The sequence below is a fragment of the Pseudomonas putida genome (genome assembly GCF_003228315.1).
Classification (GTDB): Bacteria; Pseudomonadota; Gammaproteobacteria; order Pseudomonadales; family Pseudomonadaceae; genus Aquipseudomonas; species Aquipseudomonas putida_S.
The window spans coordinates 4,768,104-4,786,021 of record NZ_CP029693.1 but is presented as its reverse complement, the minus strand read 5'-3'; the positions used below and the strand labels follow the sequence as shown (position 1 = coordinate 4,786,021).

Sequence of the window (17,918 nt, the reverse complement as noted above, 5' to 3'; positions counted from 1 at the left end):
TTCATGCAAGCCGTACAGCGTGAGATTGCTGAGCAGCTCAAGGTTCAACCGCCGTTCGCCGACGAGGCCGCCCTGGAAGCGGAAGTCGCCCGGCGCATTACCTTCATTCAGGACTGCCTGGTCAATTCCGGGCTCAAGACCCTGGTGCTGGGTATCAGCGGCGGCGTCGACTCCCTGACCGCAGGCCTTTTGGCCCAGCGCGCGATGCGTGAGCTGCGCCAGCGCACCGGGGATGGCAACTACAAGTTCATCGCCGTGCGCTTGCCTTACGAGACCCAGTTCGATGAACACGATGCCCAGGCCTCGGTGGACTTCATCAAACCGGATGAACGTCATACCGTGAACATCGGCCCGTCGGTCAAGGCCCTGGCCAATGAAGTCGCGGCATTCGAGGGCAAGCACGCCGTTTCCGTGGATTTCGTCCTCGGCAACACCAAGGCGCGCATGCGCATGGTCGCCCAGTACACCATCGCCGGCGCCACTCAGGGCCTGGTGATCGGCACCGACCACGCGGCGGAAGCGGTGATGGGCTTCTTCACCAAGTTCGGTGATGGTGCCTGTGATCTGGCTCCGCTCAGCGGCCTGGTGAAAAACCAGGTGCGGGCGATTGCGCGCAGCTTCGGTGCGCCGGAATCATTGGTGGAAAAGGTCCCGACCGCCGACCTCGAAGACCTGTCGCCGGGCAAACCGGACGAAGCCTCCCACGGCGTGACCTACGCCGAGATCGACGCCTTCCTGCATGGCAACCCGGTGCGCGAGGAAGCGTTCAAGATCATTTGCGACACGTACAACAAGACCCGTCACAAGCGAGTGATGCCGTTCGCGCCTTGACTGACGCTTTCGCGAGCAGGCTCGCTCCCACATGGACAACGCTGTACCTGTGGGAGCGAGCCTGCTCGCGATGAACGATGACTCGGTCAAATGTCGTGCACAAAAAAAGCGCCCTTGAGGGCGCTTTTTTATGAACGCAATTCGATCACTTCAAAGTGACGGTGCCTTTCATCATCGAGATGTGGCCCGGGAACGAGCAGAAGAAACCGTATTTTTCGTTGGCATCGAGCTTGGACACGTCGAAGGTCACCGAGTCGGTTTCCTTGGCGCCGATGATCTTGGTGTGAGCGATGATGCGCGCATCGCCTTCCTTCAGGTAGTTCTTGTCGATGCCGGCGCTCAGGCCGTCGGTGGCGATTGGCTGCATGTCAGCTTCTTTGCTGATCACCAGGTTATGGCCCATGACATTCTTCGGCAGGCTGCCGGAGTGGGTCAGTTCGACGGTGAAGGTTTTGCAGCTCTTGTCGATTTCGATGGCCTTGGTGTTGAAGGACATCTGGTCCGTAGAGTCGACAGTGGTTTTGCACTCTGCAGCCATCAATTGGCTGCTGGCCAGCGTCAACAGGGATACCGCAACAAGTTTGGCAAACATGGTGAATCTCCAAGGCAGGGTTAGTGAAAAATGCGAATGGACAGAAGACTGCCTGAAAACTTCGCAAGTTCATATGACCTGAATCAAAAATTGTATACAACTTTTGGGCTATGAGACCCATCGAGACAATCTACCAGCCAAGCGTCTGGCCCGGGCCTATGATCAGGCCATCATCACTGATCGGAGCCTTTGACATGTCCCTTAATAGCCTGTTGTGCAGCTTGCTGGCCGCCTACGCCTGTGGCGCCAGCGGTACCTATGAAACACCCAAGCGAGAAGTTTAGCCCTTGGAGCGCGGTACGCATGCCTTTACTCTGTCGCCCTGATCGACCCTGGAGTAAGGCATGTCTTTAGCATCCATCTGTGTATTTTGTGGTGCCAGCACCGGCACCAACCCGGCTTACCGAGAAGCAGCCGTCGCCCTGGGCCAGGCATTGGCCGAACGCAAGCTCACCCTGGTCTACGGCGGCGGTGCCGTGGGCTTGATGGGTATCGTGGCGGATGCAGCGCTGGCAGCCGGCGGTGAAGTGATCGGCATCATTCCGCAAAGTCTCAAGGACAAGGAAATCGGCCACAGCGGCCTGACCCGCCTGGAAGTGGTCGACGGCATGCACGCGCGCAAGGCCCGGATGGCTGAACTCAGCGATGCCTTCATTGCCCTGCCCGGCGGCCTGGGCACGCTGGAGGAGTTGTTCGAAGTCTGGACCTGGGGCCAATTGGGCTACCACGGCAAACCGCTGGGCCTGCTGGAAGTGAACGGCTTCTACAACAAACTCACCGGCTTTCTCGATCACATCGTCGACGAAGGTTTCGTTCGCGGCGCGCATCGCGACATGCTGCAAGTGAACGAATCGCCGCAGGCGCTGCTCGACGCCCTGGAAAATTGGCAGCCAAGCGTTGCGCCAAAGTGGACGGAGCAAAAGCCCGACTGAGGGCTCTGCACCTGGCGCAGCTCTTGTAGGAGCTGCCGCAGGCTGCGATCTTTTTGACCTTCGCAGCCACCATGCAAAACGCCAACCCGAGGGTTGGCGTTTTTTTGGCTTGCAAAAGGCTTAGCGCGGAACAACCGGCTTGCGCCCGGCCTTCGGCCCCTTGCCCTTGGCCGCTTCCTTGCGCTCCTTGGCCGCCTGCTGGTTGCGGGCGAACGCTGCAGCCTTGGCCTGTTCACGCTTGTCCCACGGGTTGCCGCCATCACTGGCGCGCGGTGGCAAGCCGGTGTGCTGGGTCAGGATCTTCGTTGTTTCCTTGCCCACTTTATGGCTGCCGGCCGGCGTCGAGTTCTTGCGACGGGCGCTCTGGTAGCTGTCGGTGGACGGCTGGTGCGTCGGGATCAACTGGTTCTTGCCCGGCCCGATCAGGTCGCTACGGCCCATGCGGATCAACGCCTCACGCAGCATCGGCCAGCCTTTCGGGTCGTGATAACGCAAGAACGCCTTGTGCAGGCGACGCTGCTCTTCGCTCTTGACGATGGTCACCCCATCGCTCTTGTAGGTCACCTTGCGCAGCGGGTTCTTGCCCGAGTGGTACATCGCGGTGGCACTGGCCATCGGCGACGGGTAGAACGCCTGCACCTGGTCGGCACGGAAACCGTTGCCCTTGAGCCACAGCGCCAGGTTCATCATGTCTTCGTCGGTGGTCCCAGGGTGGGCCGCGATGAAGTACGGGATCAGGTACTGCTCTTTCCCCGCTTCTTTCGAGAATTTCTCGAACATGCGCTTGAACCGGTCATAAGTGCCGATGCCCGGTTTCATCATCTGGTTGAGCGGACCTTCCTCGGTGTGTTCCGGGGCGATCTTCAGGTAACCACCGACGTGGTGGGTCACCAGCTCTTTGACGTATTCCGGCGACTCGACCGCGAGGTCGTAGCGCAGGCCGGAAGCGATCAGGATCTTCTTCACACCCGGCAGGGCGCGGGCGCTGCGGTACAGCTGGATCAACGACGAGTGGTCGGTGTTCAGGTTCGGGCAGATGCCAGGGAACACGCACGAAGGCTTGCGGCACGCGGATTCGATTTCCGGGCTCTTGCAGGCGATGCGGTACATGTTCGCGGTCGGCCCGCCGAGGTCGGAAATGACGCCGGTAAAACCCGGGACCTTGTCGCGAATTTCTTCGATTTCGCGAATGATCGACTCTTCGGAGCGGTTCTGGATGATCCGGCCTTCGTGCTCGGTGATCGAGCAGAAAGTGCAGCCACCGAAACAGCCACGCATGATGTTCACCGAGAATCGGATCATGTCGTAGGCCGGGATTTTCTCCTTGCCATACGCCGGGTGCGGAACGCGCGCATAAGGCATGCCGAACACGTAGTCCATTTCTTCGGTGGTCATCGGAATCGGCGGCGGGTTGAACCAGACGTCGACCTCGCCGTGCTTCTGCACCAGCGCACGGGCGTTGCCCGGGTTGGTTTCCAGGTGCAGCACGCGGTTGGCGTGAGCATAGAGAACGGCGTCGTTACGGACCTTTTCCACGGATGGCAAACGAATCACGGTCTTGTCGCGGGTCATCTTCGGGCTGGCCAGGATCTGCACGACCTTGGCTTCCTGTGGATCTTCGACCGGCCCCTTTTCCTGCTCGATGGCGCAAGCAGCGGTGTCCTGGGTGTTGACGTACGGGTTGATGATCTTGTCGATCTTGCCCGGACGGTCGATGCGCGTGGAATCGACTTCGTACCAGCCTTGTGGCGTGTCACGACGGATGAACGCGGTACCACGTACATCGGTGATGTCTTCGATCTTCTGACCGTAGGACAGACGCTGGGCGACTTCGACGATCGCGCGCTCGGCGTTGCCGTACAGCAGGATGTCGGCGCTGGCGTCGATCAGGATCGAGTTGCGCACCCGGTCCTGCCAGTAATCGTAATGGGCGATGCGGCGCAGGGAGGCTTCGATGCCGCCGAGCACGATCGGCACGTGCTTGTAGGCTTCCTTGCAGCGCTGGCTGTAAACCAGGCTCGCGCGGTCCGGACGTTTGCCCGCCATACCACCCGGGGTGTAAGCGTCATCGGAGCGGATTTTCTTGTCGGCGGTGTAGCGGTTGATCATCGAGTCCATGTTGCCGGCCGCGACACCGAAGAACAGGTTCGGCTCGCCGAGCTTCATGAAGTCGTCTTTGGACTGCCAATTCGGCTGGGCAATGATCCCGACGCGGAAGCCCTGGGCTTCCAGCAGTCGGCCAATGATCGCCATGCCGAACGATGGGTGATCGACGTAGGCATCACCGGTGACGATGATGATGTCGCAGGAATCCCAGCCAAGCTGATCCATCTCCTCCCTGCTCATCGGCAGGAATGGCGCTGGCCCGAAACATTCGGCCCAGTACTTGGGATAGTCAAATAACGGCTTGGCTGCTTGCATGTCGATAACCGGTGTGGGCTTTCATTGAATTTCGCGGGCGCGGAATATAGCACAAATTTTGATCAATTCCGACGGCTGTTGTCGGAAATTGAGAGCGGCCGGCTATACCGCGTTATCGTTCATCGCGAGCAAGCTTTGCTCCTACAGGTTGTGTGCAAATCTCTGTAGGAGCAAAGCTTGCTCGCGATGACGGCCTGTCAGGCGCTACAAAACTTACTCGTCGTCATCGAAGTTGTAGCTACCCGGGGCCAGGTTCTCGAACCGGGTGTACTTACCGATGAACGCCAGTCGGATAAAGCCGATCGGGCCGTTCCGCTGCTTGCCGATGATGATCTCGGCAATGCCCTTGTGCTCGGTTTCCGGGTGATACACCTCGTCCCGGTACACGAACATGATCACGTCGGCGTCCTGCTCGATCGCTCCGGATTCCCGCAAGTCGGAGTTCACCGGGCGCTTGTTCGGCCGTTGTTCCAAGGAACGGTTGAGCTGGGACAGCGCCACTACCGGGCAGTTGAATTCCTTGGCCAGAGCTTTCAGGGACCGGGAGATCTCGGAAATCTCGTTGGTCCGGTTGTCACCACTGGAGCCGGGGATCTGCATCAGCTGCAGGTAGTCGATCATGATCAGGCCGATTTCGCCGTGCTCACGCACCAGGCGCCGGGTGCGGGCGCGCATCTCGGACGGGCTGATGCCAGCGGTATCGTCGATGAACAGCTTGCGATCGTTGAGCAGGTTGACCGCCGAGGTCAGGCGAGGCCAATCGTCGTCTTCCAGCTGACCGGAACGGACCTTGGTCTGGTCGATGCGGCCCAGGGAGGACAGCATACGCATGATCAGCGATTCACCTGGCATCTCGAGGGAGTACACCAGTACGGCCTTATCGCTGCGCAGTACGGCGTTTTCCACGAGGTTCATCGCAAAGGTGGTCTTACCCATGGATGGACGTCCGGCGACAATGATCAAGTCTGCCGGTTGCAGACCGCTGGTCTTCTCGTCGAGGTCGGTGTAACCCGTGGAGAGGCCAGTGATCCCTTCACCTGTGTTGAACAGGGTGTCAATGCGGTCGATGGCCTTTGTCAGCAACTCGTTGACACCCACCGGGCCGGTGGTCTTCGGACGAGCCTCGGCGATCTGGAAGATCTGCCGTTCGGCTTCATCGAGGATCTCTTCGGCGGTGCGGCCTTCGGGGTTGAAGGCGCTGTCGGCGATCTCGTTGCTGATGCCGATCAACTGGCGCAACGTCGCACGCTGGCGGACGATCTGCGCATAAGCCTTGATGTTGGCGACGGATGGCGTGTTTTTCGCCAGTTCACCCAAGTAACCGAGGCCGCCGACTTGCGAAGTCTGCCCTTCCTTGTCCAATTGCTCGGCCAGGGTCACGACGTCGATCGGCATGTTCTGATCGGCCAGCTTGGCGATCGCACGGAAAATCAGGCGGTGGTCATGTCGATAGAAATCACCGTCGGAGACTTGATCGAGCACGCGCTCCCAGGCGTTGTTGTCCAGCATCAGACCACCGAGTACAGCCTGTTCGGCTTCGATGGAGTGCGGTGGCACCTTCAGCGCGGCGGTTTGCAGATCGTATTGCTCGGGGACTGAGATTTCGTTCATGGCCACTTGGTTTTGGGAAAGCAGGGGTTGAAAAACAGGCGTTACCAGAAAGACAAAGGGCACGACCTGTAAACAGGATCGTGCCCGATGTTACCGGCAAGCACCCGAGGGTGCCAGCCGACAAGTACTGCTTAAGCTGCTACTACGACAACGCGTACAGTGGCTTCGACTTCGGCGTGCAGGTGCACGGCTACGTCGTATTCGCCAACCTGACGGATGGTGCCGTTCGGCAGACGAACTTCAGCTTTGGCAACTTCAACGCCAGAGGCGGTCAGTGCGTCAGCAATGTCGTGAGTGCCGATCGAACCGAACAGCTTGCCTTCGTCGCCAGCAGTGGCAGTGATGGTCACTTCCAGCTCGGCCAGATGGGCAGCGCGGCTTTCAGCCGATGCTTTACGGTCTGCTGCAGCTTTTTCCAGCTCAGCGCGACGCTCTTCGAACGCAGCCAGGTTGGCAGCGGTCGCAGCGGTGGCTTTGCCAAAAGGCAGCAGGTAGTTACGACCGTAGCCAGCCTTAACTTTTACTTTGTCGCCCAGGTTGCCCAGGTTGGCGATTTTTTCCAGCAGGATCAGTTCCATTTGGTATTAACCTCTTAACTTTTAACCTTCACCGTTCGCGTTATCGGCGTCTTTCGGCGCCAGACGACCGCGAAAATCAATCAGGCTGTCGACGATGGCCAGAACCACCAGCAACGGATAGATCAGCTGCATGAACAGCAACAGCGTTACGTACAACCCCACCAGCCAGAACCTGGCCAGTCGCTTTTGCGCCACCAGCCCGTGAATCAGGGCCAGCCCGGCGAAAACCAGCGGTACGCTGCACAGCGGTACAAGCATGGACATCTGGACACCGAGATTCGGTGACACAACCATACCCGCCAGCAGCAACATCGCGGGCCCCAGCGGGATTCGCACGGCGCGAAACTCGCGACCGAAACCACCGGGGTTGTACAACAACGCCTGCCAGTAGCGCCCGACAATCAGGCTCAGCACACTGACGATTTGCAGCAAGGCCGCTATCAGGCCGGTCAGGATAGGTGCAATCAGGGACGCAAAACGCGCTTGCTCGTCCACCGACATCTTCTGGTAGACATCACCGAGTAGCGACGGCATGACTTTGATCAAAGCCTGCGCCAGCATCTCGATCTGGGGCTCAAAAGCCACCCCCAGCACCACTGAAAACACCACTCCCATCGCTATGCTGACCAGCAGCACGCGGTTCCAGGACTCACTTGCGCGCAAAACCAACGCAAGGCTCGCAGACCCCAGCAGCACCAGAAGTGCCCGTGGGTCGTCGGAGTAAAGCCACCAGATCAATGCCGGCAGCAGTCCCAGAGCAAGAACGCCCAGGGCGTCCCTCATTCCGCGCCGCAGGAGCACAAGGCATCCGGCGGCAGCACCCAACCAATACAGCAGCGGCAACGCCGCGCATCCAGCCACTACCAGAGTGGCCTGCATACGGCCCCGCATGATGAACTCAGCTAAGGCACGCATACATTCAATCCTTTGCTACGTGTCGACTGCCCGGTCTCAGCGGCCGTGGCTGTCGGTGTAGGCCAGCAGGGCCAGGAAGCGGGCGCGCTTGATAGCGGTGGCCAGCTGACGCTGATAACGAGCTTTGGTACCGGTGATGCGGCTTGGAACGATTTTGCCGGTCTCGGATACGTAGGCTTTCAGAGTGTTGAGATCTTTGTAGTCGATCTCTTTCACGTCTTCAGCGGTGAAGCGGCAGAATTTACGACGACGGAAGAAACGTGCCATTTGATAGGCTCCTTAAAAGGTCCGTGGATTACTCGTCAGCGTTATCGCTGTTGTCGCTGTCATCACCCTCAACGCCATCGGCGTCGGAGTGCTCAGGACGGTCGCGACGCTCACGGCGCTCACTGCGGTTTTCTTCAGCCTTGAGCATCTCGGACTGGCCAGTAACGGCTTCGTCGCGACGGATGACCAGGTTACGGATCACTGCATCGTTGTAACGGAAGTTGTCTTCCAGCTCGGCCAGGGCCTTGCCGGTGCACTCAACGTTCAGCATCACGTAGTGAGCCTTGTGAACATTGTTGATTGCGTAGGCCAGTTGACGACGGCCCCAGTCTTCCAGACGGTGGATTTTGCCGCCGTCTTCTTCGATCAGCTTGGTGTAACGCTCAACCATGCCGCCGACTTGCTCGCTTTGATCCGGGTGGACCAAAAAGATGATTTCGTAATGACGCATGAATGCTCCTTACGGGTTGTAGCCTGCCGCTCAAAAGCGATCAGACAAGGAGTGAATGACACTTGTGGACTTGCTTGGACGAGGCACATGTGCGCCTGCCGTCACAGCAAGGGGCGCAATTGTAGAGAAGGGGCGTGGGAGGCGCAAGGTAATTGGTGATTATTTGAACAATCACCCATCCTTGCCAATACACAAAACTACTGTGGGAGCGAGCCTGCTCGCGAAAGTGCGTAACTTTCAACATTGATGCTGAATGTTACTCCGCTTTCGCGAGCAGGCTCGCTCCCACAGGGTTTACAGCCGGATCAGGGCTTTTTGGCGGCTGCCTTGGCCTTGGCACCACGCTGACGCTGAGCTTCGAACAGGCACACGCCCGTTGCCACCGAAACGTTCAGACTGCTGACACTACCGGCCATCGGCAGGTGCACCAGGTAATCGCAATGCTCGCGAGTGAGGCGGCGCATGCCCTTGCCTTCGGCACCCATGATCAGGATGGTCGGGCCGGTCAGGTCCTGGTCATAAATGCTGACTTCAGCCTCCCCCGCCGTACCGACAATCCACAAGCCGCGCTGCTGGAGCTTTTCCAGGGTACGCGCCAGGTTGGTCACGGCAACCAGGGGGATCACTTCCGCCGCTCCGCAAGCAACCTTGCGCACGACCGGCGTAAGGGTGGCGGACTTGTCTTTCGGCACGATCACCGCCAGCGCGCCCGCCGCATCGGCGGAACGCAGGCAGGCACCGAGGTTGTGCGGATCGGTCACGCCATCGAGCACCAACAGCAGTGGCGCACCTTCGGTGCGATCCAGCAACTCGTCGAGCATCGCCTCGCCCCAGACCTGGCTAGGACTGACCTCTGCCACCACGCCCTGGTGAACGCCTTCAACCCAGGCGTCCATTTCCCGGCGCTCGGCCTGACCGACCTGGACGCGATTCTCGTTGGCCAGTTCGACCAGCGTCTGCACCCGCGGATCACTGCGGCCTTCGGCCAGCCAGATCTGCTTGACGCGCTTGGGGTGGTGACGCAGCAATGCTTCTACCGCGTGCACGCCGTAGATTTTTTCCAACTGACTCATGACTTGGCCTTGGGTTTACGCGCCCCACCGCTTTTGGCTGGGGCGGTGCCCGCTTTTGGCGGACCTTTACGATGTTTGCTCGGCTTAGCTGGCTTGCCGCCGGCAGCCTTGTCAGGCGCCGACCGTCCGGTCTTTCCCGAAGACGACGCTTTACCGCCGCTTTTCGCATCGGCCAGCAGCGCCTTTTTCAGTTCACGACTCTTGCGCACCTCGGCGTTTTTCGCCGCGGCATCACTCGAACGGTAGGCTTCGACCGGCTTTTCCTTGGCTGGACGACGACCGATTTTCGCCGATGCCGGCTCTGCCGCTGCTTTCGTAGCAGCAGTTGGCGCTGGAGCCGCAGTGTCGCTACCACGCTTTTTGCGACCGACTGGAGCATTGATGGTTTTTTCAGCCATCTCGAAGTCGATCTTGCGCTCGTCGAGATCGACGCGCATGACCCGTACTTCGACTGTATCGCCAAGACGGAAGCTGCGACCGGTGCGCTCGCCCGCCAAACGGTGGTGCACAGGATCGAAGTGGTAGTAGTCGCCCGGCAGCGCGGTGACGTGCACCAGGCCTTCGACATAGATATCGGTCAGCTCGACGAACAGGCCAAAACCGGTCACGGCGGTGATCACGCCCGGGAACGACTCGCCCACGCGGTCTTTCATGAACTCGCACTTGAGCCAGTTCACCACGTCACGGGTTGCTTCGTCGGCACGGCGCTCACTCATCGAGCACTGCTCGCCAAGCTGCTCCAGAGCCGCTTCGTCATACGGGTAGATGCGCGCCTTGGGAATGGTCATCGCACCGGCACGACGAACGTGCGGGGTGTCCTGTTTGGAGTGGATGACGCTACGAATCGCCCGGTGCGTGAGCAAGTCCGGGTAACGACGAATCGGCGAGGTGAAGTGGGTGTATGCCTCGTAATTCAGGCCAAAGTGACCCTGGTTATCGGAGGTGTACACCGCCTGGCTCAACGAACGCAGCATGACCGTCTGAATCAGATGGAAGTCCGGACGATCCTTGATGCTGGCCAGCAGCGCCTGGTAATCCTTAGGCGTCGGGCCGTCCTTACCTTTGTGCAGGGACAGGCCCAGCTCGCCCAGAAAGGCACGCAGCTTTTCCAGACGCTCTGGCGGCGGACCGTCGTGAACGCGGTACAGCGCAGGGATTTCGTGCTTTTGCAGGAACTCGGCAGTGGCCACGTTGGCGGCCAGCATGCACTCCTCGATCAACTTGTGCGCATCGTTGCGCACGGTCGGCCGGATTTCGGCGATCTTGCGCTCGGAGCCGAAGATGATCCGGGTTTCCTGGGTTTCGAAATCGATCGCGCCACGAACATGACGAGCCGCCAGCAGCACCTTGTACAGCGCATACAGCTGCTTGAGGTGCGGCACGAGGTCGGTGTACTCGCCACGCAGCTTGCGCGCTTCGGCGAGTTTCGGCGTTTCGAGCATGGCGCTGACCTTGTTGTAGGTCAGGCGTGCATGGGAGTGGATCACCGCTTCATAGAAGCAGTAGTCGGTCATTTCGCCGGATTTGGAGATGGTCATCTCGCAAACCATGGCCAAGCGATCGACCAGCGGATTCAGCGAGCACAGGCCGTTGGACAATTGCTCGGGCAACATCGGGATCACGCGCTCGGGGAAGTACACCGAGTTGCCGCGAACCTGAGCCTCGGCATCCAGCGCCGAACCGAGTTTCACGTAACTGGAAACGTCGGCAATCGCTACGTACAGCTTCCAGCCACCAGAGAACAGGCGCAGCTTGCCCGGACGGGCTTCGCAGTAGACCGCGTCATCGAAGTCGCGGGCATCTTCGCCGTCGATGGTGACAAACGGCAGATGACGCAGGTCGATGCGCTTCTCTTTGTCTTTCTCTTCGACTTCCGGCTTGAGCTTGCCGGCTTCCTTGAGCACGGCATCCGGCCAGACGTGAGGAATGTCGTAAGTACGCAGGGCGACATCGATCTCCATGCCCGGCGCCATGTAGTTGCCCACGACTTCGATCACGTCGCCTTGCGGCTGGAAGCGTGGAGTCGGCCAGTGGGTGATCTTCACTTCGACGAACTGGCCGATGTCGGCGTTGGCATTGCGGCCCGGGGTCACCAGCACTTCCTGCTGGATCTTCGGGTTGTCGGCAACGACAAAACCAATGCCACCTTCTTCGAAATAGCGACCGACGATGGTTTCGTGGGCACGGGACACCACTTCGACAATCATGCCTTCGCGGCGACCGCGACGGTCCAGGCCGGACACACGGGCCAAGGCACGGTCGCCATCGAACACCAGACGCATTTGCGCCGGGCTCAGGAACAGGTCATCACTGCCGTCATCCGGCACGAGGAAACCGAAGCCGTCACGGTGGCCGCTGATCCGACCGAGAATCAGGTCGAGCTTGTCCACCGGCGCATAAGTGCCACGGCGGGTATAAATGAGTTGAGCATCGCGCTCCATGGCGCGCAGACGGCGACGCAGGGCCTCGATCTGGTCTTCTGTGGTCAGACCAAATTCTTCGACCAACTGCTCGCGGGCAGCAGGCGAACCACGATCAGCAAGGTGCTGAAGGATCAGTTCGCGGCTAGGGATGGGGTTTTCATATTTTTCCGCTTCACGAGCGGCCTCGGGATCGAGGGATTGCCAATCGGCCATTAGAGAGTTTTCACCTTGTCTATATGCGGGTTAGTTTGGCATAGGCGTAATGAAACGGGAAATTTCGAACTATATAGAGGCCATATGACGCCTTGTATCGACGCATCCAAAGCGTTTTGAACACCGCTGGTAAAAAAAATCATTTTTTTTGGCGACGGGGGTTTACAGTTAAAAAAGCGCTCCGTATAGTGCGCGCCATCGACGACACAGACATGTTGTCGAAGCTGCCCAGGTGGTGAAATTGGTAGACACGCCAGCTTCAGGTGCTGGTGACCTTACGGTCGTGGAAGTTCGAGTCTTCTCCTGGGCACCAATTTCGAGTTTGAGACTAGATCAGTTTCAAGGCTCACACAAAAAACCCGCGAAAGCGGGTTTTTTGCATTCTGGCCACGCATTTTGTCCGAACTGATTTATTAAAATTAAATCAGGGGTTTACAGATCAAAATGCGGTCCGTATAGTGCGCCACATCAACAGCGGCAACGCTGAAGATGAATGCCCAGATGGTGAAATTGGTAGACACGCCAGCTTCAGGTGCTGGTGACCTTACGGTCGTGGAAGTTCGAGTCTTCTTCTGGGCACCAATTCAAATTCAAGGTTACGGCCTTGAGTTTCACAAAAACCCGCGAAAGCGGGTTTTTGCGTTTCTGCCCTTCAGAAAGCACCCCACCCTGTAGGAGCGAGCACGCTCGCGATGGTCGCCAACGATAACGTTGGCCGCCTGACACCCCGCGGTGGCCATGACTCCATCGCGAGCATGCTCGCCTCTACAGAAAACACCGCGACTACACAAAGCGCATTTGAGAAACAATATCGTTTATCATTGTTGCAAGTTTTTGCAATGCGACAGTGAGGAACCCTGCGAATGATGTTTCGAAATACCCTGCGCCGAGGCTTGACCATCACCCTTCTCGGCCTGGCACTCGCCACTCCCCTCACCCAAGCCGACGACAAGGTTTCCCTGACGCTCTACAACGGCCAGCACAAGGAAGTGGGTGACGCCGTCGCCAAAGCCTTCGAGGCCAAGACCGGCATTCACGTCAATGTGCGCAAGGGCAGCAGCAATCAGCTTGCCAGTCAGATCGTCGAAGAAGGCGATCGCTCCCCGGCCGACGTGATCTACACAGAAGAATCGCCGCCCCTGAACAAGCTCGGCGAGCAAGGCCTGCTGGCCAAGGCTGACGATGCAACCCTGGCCGTTCTGCCCAAGGAATATGTCGCCGGCAATGGCACCTGGATCGGCGTCACTGCCCGAGTCCGGGTCGTCGCCTTCAACCCGAAGCTGGTTGATGAAAAAGACCTGCCCAAGTCGGTGATGGAATTCTCCGACCCGAAATGGCAGGGCAAGGTCGGGTTCGTGCCCACCAGCGGTGCATTCCAGGAACAAGCCGTCGCGATTATCAAGATGCACGGCATGGATGCCGCCGAAGAATGGCTAACCGGCCTGCGCGCCTTCGGCAAGACCTACAGCAACAACATGGTCGCACTCAAGGCCGTGGAAAATGGCGAGGTCGCCACCGTATTGGTCAACAACTACTACTGGTTCGCCCTGCAGCGCGAAAAAGGCCAGCTCGACTCGAAGCTGCACTACTTCACCGGCGGCGACGTTGGCGGGTTGATCACCGTTTCCAGCGCCGCCGTACTGAAATCCAGCAAACATCCAAGTGAAGCCCAGCAACTGCTCGCCTACATGGCCAGCGAAGAAGGTCAGCGCGTAATCACTCAGACCACCGCCGAATACCCCCTGCACAAAGGCATGGAATCGGATCGCGGCCTCAAGCCATTCAGCGAACTGGAAGCACCGGCCGTCACTCCAGCCGATTTGGGCAACGCAGAAGAAGCCCTGGACCTGGAACGCGACGTCGGCCTGAATTGATGAGCGCATCGCTTCCCATCACCTCGAACGGCAACTACGTGCCAGGGCGCCGACGACCATCGATCTGGTTGTTGCTGCCGGTTTTGCTGCTGGTCTTGCTCAGCCTGCTGCCGCTGGCCTATGTCGGACTCAAGACGTGGCAAGCAGGCTGGGCCGAAGCACTGCATCTGCTTTGGCGTCCTTATGTGTTCGGGCTGTTGCGCAATACGCTGACACTGATGATCGGGGTAACGCTGGCATGCGGCGTGATCGGCCTGTCACTGGCGTGGCTGCTGGAACGCAGCAATCTGCCGGGACGGCGTTTGTGGGGCGTGATTCTGTGTTTGCCATTCGCCGTACCGGCGTTCGTCAGCAGCTTCACCTGGGTGTCGCTGAGCGCCCACTTCGAAGGACTGGGCGGGGCAATTCTGGTCATGACCCTGTCCAAGTACCCGCTGATATTCCTGCCCGTCGCGGCAACCCTGCGCAACCTTGATCCTTCGCTGGAAGAGTCCGGGCGCACGCTGGGCCAGAATCGCTGGGGTGTGTTTTTCAAGATCACCCTGCCCTTGCTCTGGCCGTCGCTGCTCGCGGGCTCCCTGCTGATTGCCCTGCACATGCTGGTGGAGTTCGGCGCGCTGTCGATCATCGGCCTGCAAACCTTCACCACTGCGATCTATCAGCAGTTCGAGCTGGAATTCAGCAATGCCAACGCCGCGATGCTTTCCGCGGTGCTGCTGGCGCTGTGCCTGGCCCTGTTGTGGCTGGAGCTGCGCGCTCGAGGCAAGGGTCGGCACGTGCGCACCGGCCAGGGTGCGGCGCGTCAGGCAGAACAGGTTCGGTTGGGGCCTTGGGCGATCGCCGGGCAACTGTACTGCCTGCTGCTGGCGATCATCGGTAGCGGCATTCCACTGGGCATGCTGGCGTACTGGTTGGCGGTCGGCTCGTCAGCCGCCTTTCCGGTTGCCGCCATCAGTGAGGCGCTGCTGTCGTCCCTGGCCCTGTCGCTGGGCGGCGCAGCGCTGTGTCTAGTGCTGGCAGTTCCGGTGGGGCTGCTGGTCGTGCGCTACAAGGGACAGCTGGCAATCTGGGCCGAACGCCTGCCGTATTTGCTGCACGCACTTCCCGGGCTGGTGATCGCCCTGACCCTGGTGTATTTCGCCTTGCACTATGTGCCAGCGCTGTATCAGACCACCGCGCTGCTACTGATCGCCTATGCACTGCTGTTTCTGCCGCTGGCTCAGGCACCGATTCGTACGGCGCTAAACAAGGCCGCTCCGCAACTGGAAGACGCTGCGCGCACACTGGGTGCATCCTCGTTCACCGCGTTTTGCCGGGTGACATTGCCGATCATCTTCCCGGCACTGGGGGCGGCGTTTGCGCTTGTCTTCCTGGATGCGATGAAGGAGCTGACGGCGACGCTTCTGTTGAGTCCGACCGGCCTCAATACGTTGGCGACGGAAGTCTGGGCGCATACCGCGAATGTGGAGTTTGCGGCGGCGGCGCCTTATGCGGCGCTGTTGATTCTGGTGTCGGGGCTGCCGGTGTATTTGCTTACGACGCGGATGTATCTGAACCGCTAAAAAGCTTCGCGGGCAAGCCTCGCTCCTACAGGACTACACAATCCCTGTAGGAGCGAGGCTTGCCCGCGAGGCGTCAGACCCAACAACACATTACGCCCTGAACTGCCCCAGACTCGCCTTCAACTGCGCTGCCAGGCCATCCAGCACCTTACCGCTAGCCGTGGTTTCCACCACCGCTTGCGCGGCTCTCTCGGCCTGCGCATGAATCGTCTCCACACGACCCCGCACCGCTTGAGCCCCTTGGGCCTGATGCGCCGCTGCCTGGGTCGCCAGACCGATCGCCGCATGCACCTGCTCCACGGAAGCCTGCACCGATTGCTGCAACCGTGCGCTGTCACGCAACACCAGCAAGCCCTCGCTGGCCTGACGCCCCGCCTGACCGATCGCGGCTACCGCTTCGCGTGCACCTTGCTGCAACGCCACGATGTGCGCCTGGATATCGCCCGTGGAGCTCTGGGTCTTGCTCGCCAGCGCCCGCACCTCATCCGCCACCACGGCGAACCCGCGCCCAGTTTCCCCTGCGCGCGCCGCCTCGATGGCCGCGTTCAGTGCCAACAGATTGGTCTGCTCGGCGATCCCGTGAATCACCGTCAGCACCACTTCAATCTGCTCACTCTGCTGCGCCAGTCGCTCGATCACTTGCGCGCCAGTATCGACTTGCCCGGCCAACGCTTCGATCAGGTTGCCGACTTTCGCCGAGGTCCGGGTGTTTTCGTCGGTGGCCTGACGAATCTCCACCACCTGCTTGAGCGCGGCCTGCATGGCCTGGCTCTCGGATTGAGCCTCATCCGCCATTTGCGACAACGCACGCAGGCTCTCGGCCACTTCGTCTCGCTGCATGCCGGCTGCCGCATCGGCCCCGGCATTGCGCAGGGTCATGGCACCGATTTCCACGCCGGTGCGCTGAGCTACATCACCTGCCTCGCGCACGATCGGCTGCAACTTATCCACAAAGCGATTGACCGCCGAGGCCATATCGCCGATTTCATCTTTGCTGTTGATTTGCACACGCTTGGTCAAATCGCCTTCGCCGGCCGCCAGGTCGTCCATGGCGCTAATCAGTAGCTTCAAACGATTGACCACTCGACGTCCCAGCACCACGGCAAGCAGCAGCAAAACGCCGGCACCGACCACTGCCAGACCCACGCCGATGCGCCAGCGCAAGGTTGCCGCCGCTTCCTGCACCGTGTCGGTGGTATTGGCTTTCATCTCGGAAGCAGTGGACTGTGCCGACTGCAGACGTGAACGCATGGCTGCAGCGCTGTCAGCTGCCGCACCTTTAAGGCTATCGCCCACCAGTTGGTCGCTACTGGCGATCAGTGCGGAGAAACGCTTGTCCAAGGCCGCGAGATCGGTTTCCACCGAGGCAGTGGAAACCCCCATCAACACCTTGCCGATTTCCACGCCATTGGGATTGATCGAGGCCTCGATGTAGAACACCGACGGATCGTTTTTCGCGGCATCCAGCACCTTGTCCAGCGCCCGCTCGCCTTGGCCTTTTTCCAGCAAAGCCTTGTTGATCGCGTTTTCCCGGTTCAGGTATCGCGTCAGGTGCTGGCCCGTCGCGTCGTCATAGACCACGAACAACACGTTAGGGTTGCGCTGTGCCCGGCGGGCGAATTCGGAGAGAGTCGGAATATCGTTGTCCCACATCGCGCGGGGAGCAACCGAAGCCAGAAGCTGCGCCATGTCACTGGCGGAATCCTTCAGGTCCTTTTCCAGGGTCGCACGCAGTTGCGCCTGCTCTTCCTCAAGCCGCGAGGACAAACCGGCCGTGAGCCGTTGCCGTGTGCTGGTGGAGAGACTGTCGAGGCTCGAAGTGACTTCACGCCCTGCCTGCTCCAGTTCGCCGGACAGTTTTTGACTGTCCGCCCCCAGGCGCGACCCCAGGTCGGCTTCCAGCGCGGTCACCGTGCTCCGTGTCAGAGCAACAGCCACCAGCACCTGCACTAAAAGGGCGATACCGAGAGTAACGAACACCGGCCGTAAAAGTCGGCTTTGTAACAGTGAGAGAACGGCTGACACTGGAGACCCCCCTGCTTTTGGCGCCATTAAATTGATGGCACGCCAGAAGCTATGCTTTTTTTAATGTTCGCTGCAAGGGGCATGCCGTCCAACAGGCATAAACGACAAAGGCCCCGATTAAGGGGCCTTTGTTTTCTACATCAACGACTT

14 protein-coding genes and 2 tRNA genes are annotated in these 17,918 nt (G+C 59.7%); 6 read left to right on the top strand and 10 right to left on the bottom strand.

Annotated elements, in window-relative coordinates:
• The first annotated feature begins 3 nt into the window (after window positions 1–3).
• The gene (nadE, locus tag DKY63_RS22380; protein WP_110966085.1) at window positions 4–831 is read left to right on the top strand and encodes an ammonia-dependent NAD(+) synthetase; all 828 of its coding nucleotides are present in this window, start codon (window positions 4–6) and stop codon (window positions 829–831) included.
• A 145-nt stretch (window positions 832–976) separates the two neighbouring features.
• On the opposite strand, the gene azu is transcribed toward nadE, so the two are convergent.
• The gene (gene azu / locus DKY63_RS22375; RefSeq protein ID WP_110966084.1) at window positions 977–1,423 is read right to left on the bottom strand and encodes an azurin; all 447 of its coding nucleotides are present in this window, start codon (window positions 1,421–1,423) and stop codon (window positions 977–979) included.
• Window positions 1,424–1,767: 344 nt separating this feature from the next.
• On the opposite strand from azu, the gene DKY63_RS22370 reads away from it, so the two are divergent.
• Window positions 1,768–2,355: a TIGR00730 family Rossman fold protein gene (locus DKY63_RS22370; protein ID WP_110966083.1), complete on the top strand. Its 588-nt coding sequence runs from the start codon at window positions 1,768–1,770 to the stop codon at window positions 2,353–2,355.
• A gap of 120 nt (window positions 2,356–2,475) precedes the next feature.
• Here DKY63_RS22370 and DKY63_RS22365 read toward each other — a convergent pair whose 3' ends face one another.
• The 8 genes from DKY63_RS22365 to rnr all read right to left on the bottom strand — a co-directional run bounded on the left by DKY63_RS22365 (window position 2,476) and on the right by rnr (window position 12,307).
• Window positions 2,476–4,776 (bottom strand): YgiQ family radical SAM protein, encoded by a 2,301-nt coding sequence (locus tag DKY63_RS22365; RefSeq protein ID WP_110966082.1) that lies wholly within the window; start codon window positions 4,774–4,776, stop codon window positions 2,476–2,478.
• Between the two features lie 213 nt (window positions 4,777–4,989).
• Window positions 4,990–6,387 carry a replicative DNA helicase gene (gene dnaB / locus DKY63_RS22360; RefSeq protein ID WP_110966081.1) on the bottom strand — a complete coding sequence of 466 codons (1,398 nt, stop codon included), beginning with the start codon at window positions 6,385–6,387 and terminating at the stop codon, window positions 4,990–4,992.
• Window positions 6,388–6,518: 131 nt separating this feature from the next.
• Complete coding sequence (rplI, locus tag DKY63_RS22355; RefSeq protein WP_110966080.1) at window positions 6,519–6,965, bottom strand: 50S ribosomal protein L9; 447 nt, start codon at window positions 6,963–6,965, stop codon at window positions 6,519–6,521.
• 21 nt (window positions 6,966–6,986) lie between these two features.
• Window positions 6,987–7,880 carry a hypothetical protein gene (locus DKY63_RS22350; RefSeq protein WP_110966079.1) on the bottom strand — a complete coding sequence of 298 codons (894 nt, stop codon included), beginning with the start codon at window positions 7,878–7,880 and terminating at the stop codon, window positions 6,987–6,989.
• A 36-nt stretch (window positions 7,881–7,916) separates the two neighbouring features.
• A complete protein-coding gene (gene rpsR, locus DKY63_RS22345; RefSeq protein ID WP_002551829.1) occupies window positions 7,917–8,147 on the bottom strand; it encodes a 30S ribosomal protein S18 in 231 nt (76 codons plus the stop codon).
• A 28-nt stretch (window positions 8,148–8,175) separates the two neighbouring features.
• Window positions 8,176–8,598 (bottom strand): 30S ribosomal protein S6, encoded by a 423-nt coding sequence (gene rpsF / locus DKY63_RS22340; RefSeq protein WP_003221133.1) that lies wholly within the window; start codon window positions 8,596–8,598, stop codon window positions 8,176–8,178.
• 305 nt (window positions 8,599–8,903) lie between these two features.
• Window positions 8,904–9,671: a 23S rRNA (guanosine(2251)-2'-O)-methyltransferase RlmB gene (gene rlmB / locus DKY63_RS22335; RefSeq protein ID WP_110966078.1), complete on the bottom strand. Its 768-nt coding sequence runs from the start codon at window positions 9,669–9,671 to the stop codon at window positions 8,904–8,906.
• Window positions 9,668–12,307 carry a ribonuclease R gene (gene rnr / locus DKY63_RS22330; protein ID WP_110966077.1) on the bottom strand — a complete coding sequence of 880 codons (2,640 nt, stop codon included), beginning with the start codon at window positions 12,305–12,307 and terminating at the stop codon, window positions 9,668–9,670. The genes rlmB and rnr overlap by 4 nt, the downstream gene beginning before the upstream one ends.
• A gap of 226 nt (window positions 12,308–12,533) precedes the next feature.
• Between rnr and DKY63_RS22325 the strand changes: the two genes are divergently transcribed.
• The 4 genes from DKY63_RS22325 to DKY63_RS22310 all read left to right on the top strand — a co-directional run bounded on the left by DKY63_RS22325 (window position 12,534) and on the right by DKY63_RS22310 (window position 15,743).
• Window positions 12,534–12,620 (top strand) — tRNA-Leu (locus tag DKY63_RS22325).
• A gap of 182 nt (window positions 12,621–12,802) precedes the next feature.
• Window positions 12,803–12,889, top strand: a tRNA-Leu gene (locus DKY63_RS22320).
• A 281-nt stretch (window positions 12,890–13,170) separates the two neighbouring features.
• Entirely contained in the window at window positions 13,171–14,181 is a 1,011-nt protein-coding gene (locus DKY63_RS22315; RefSeq protein WP_110966076.1) for an extracellular solute-binding protein, read from the top strand.
• Entirely contained in the window at window positions 14,181–15,743 is a 1,563-nt protein-coding gene (locus DKY63_RS22310) for an ABC transporter permease (protein WP_110966075.1), read from the top strand. The genes DKY63_RS22315 and DKY63_RS22310 overlap by 1 nt, the downstream gene beginning before the upstream one ends.
• A 90-nt stretch (window positions 15,744–15,833) precedes the next feature.
• On the opposite strand, the gene DKY63_RS22305 is transcribed toward DKY63_RS22310, so the two are convergent.
• On the bottom strand, window positions 15,834–17,768 hold the full coding sequence (locus DKY63_RS22305) for a methyl-accepting chemotaxis protein (protein ID WP_110966074.1): 1,935 nt from the start codon (window positions 17,766–17,768) through the stop codon (window positions 15,834–15,836).
• Window positions 17,769–17,918: the final 150 nt, after the last annotated feature.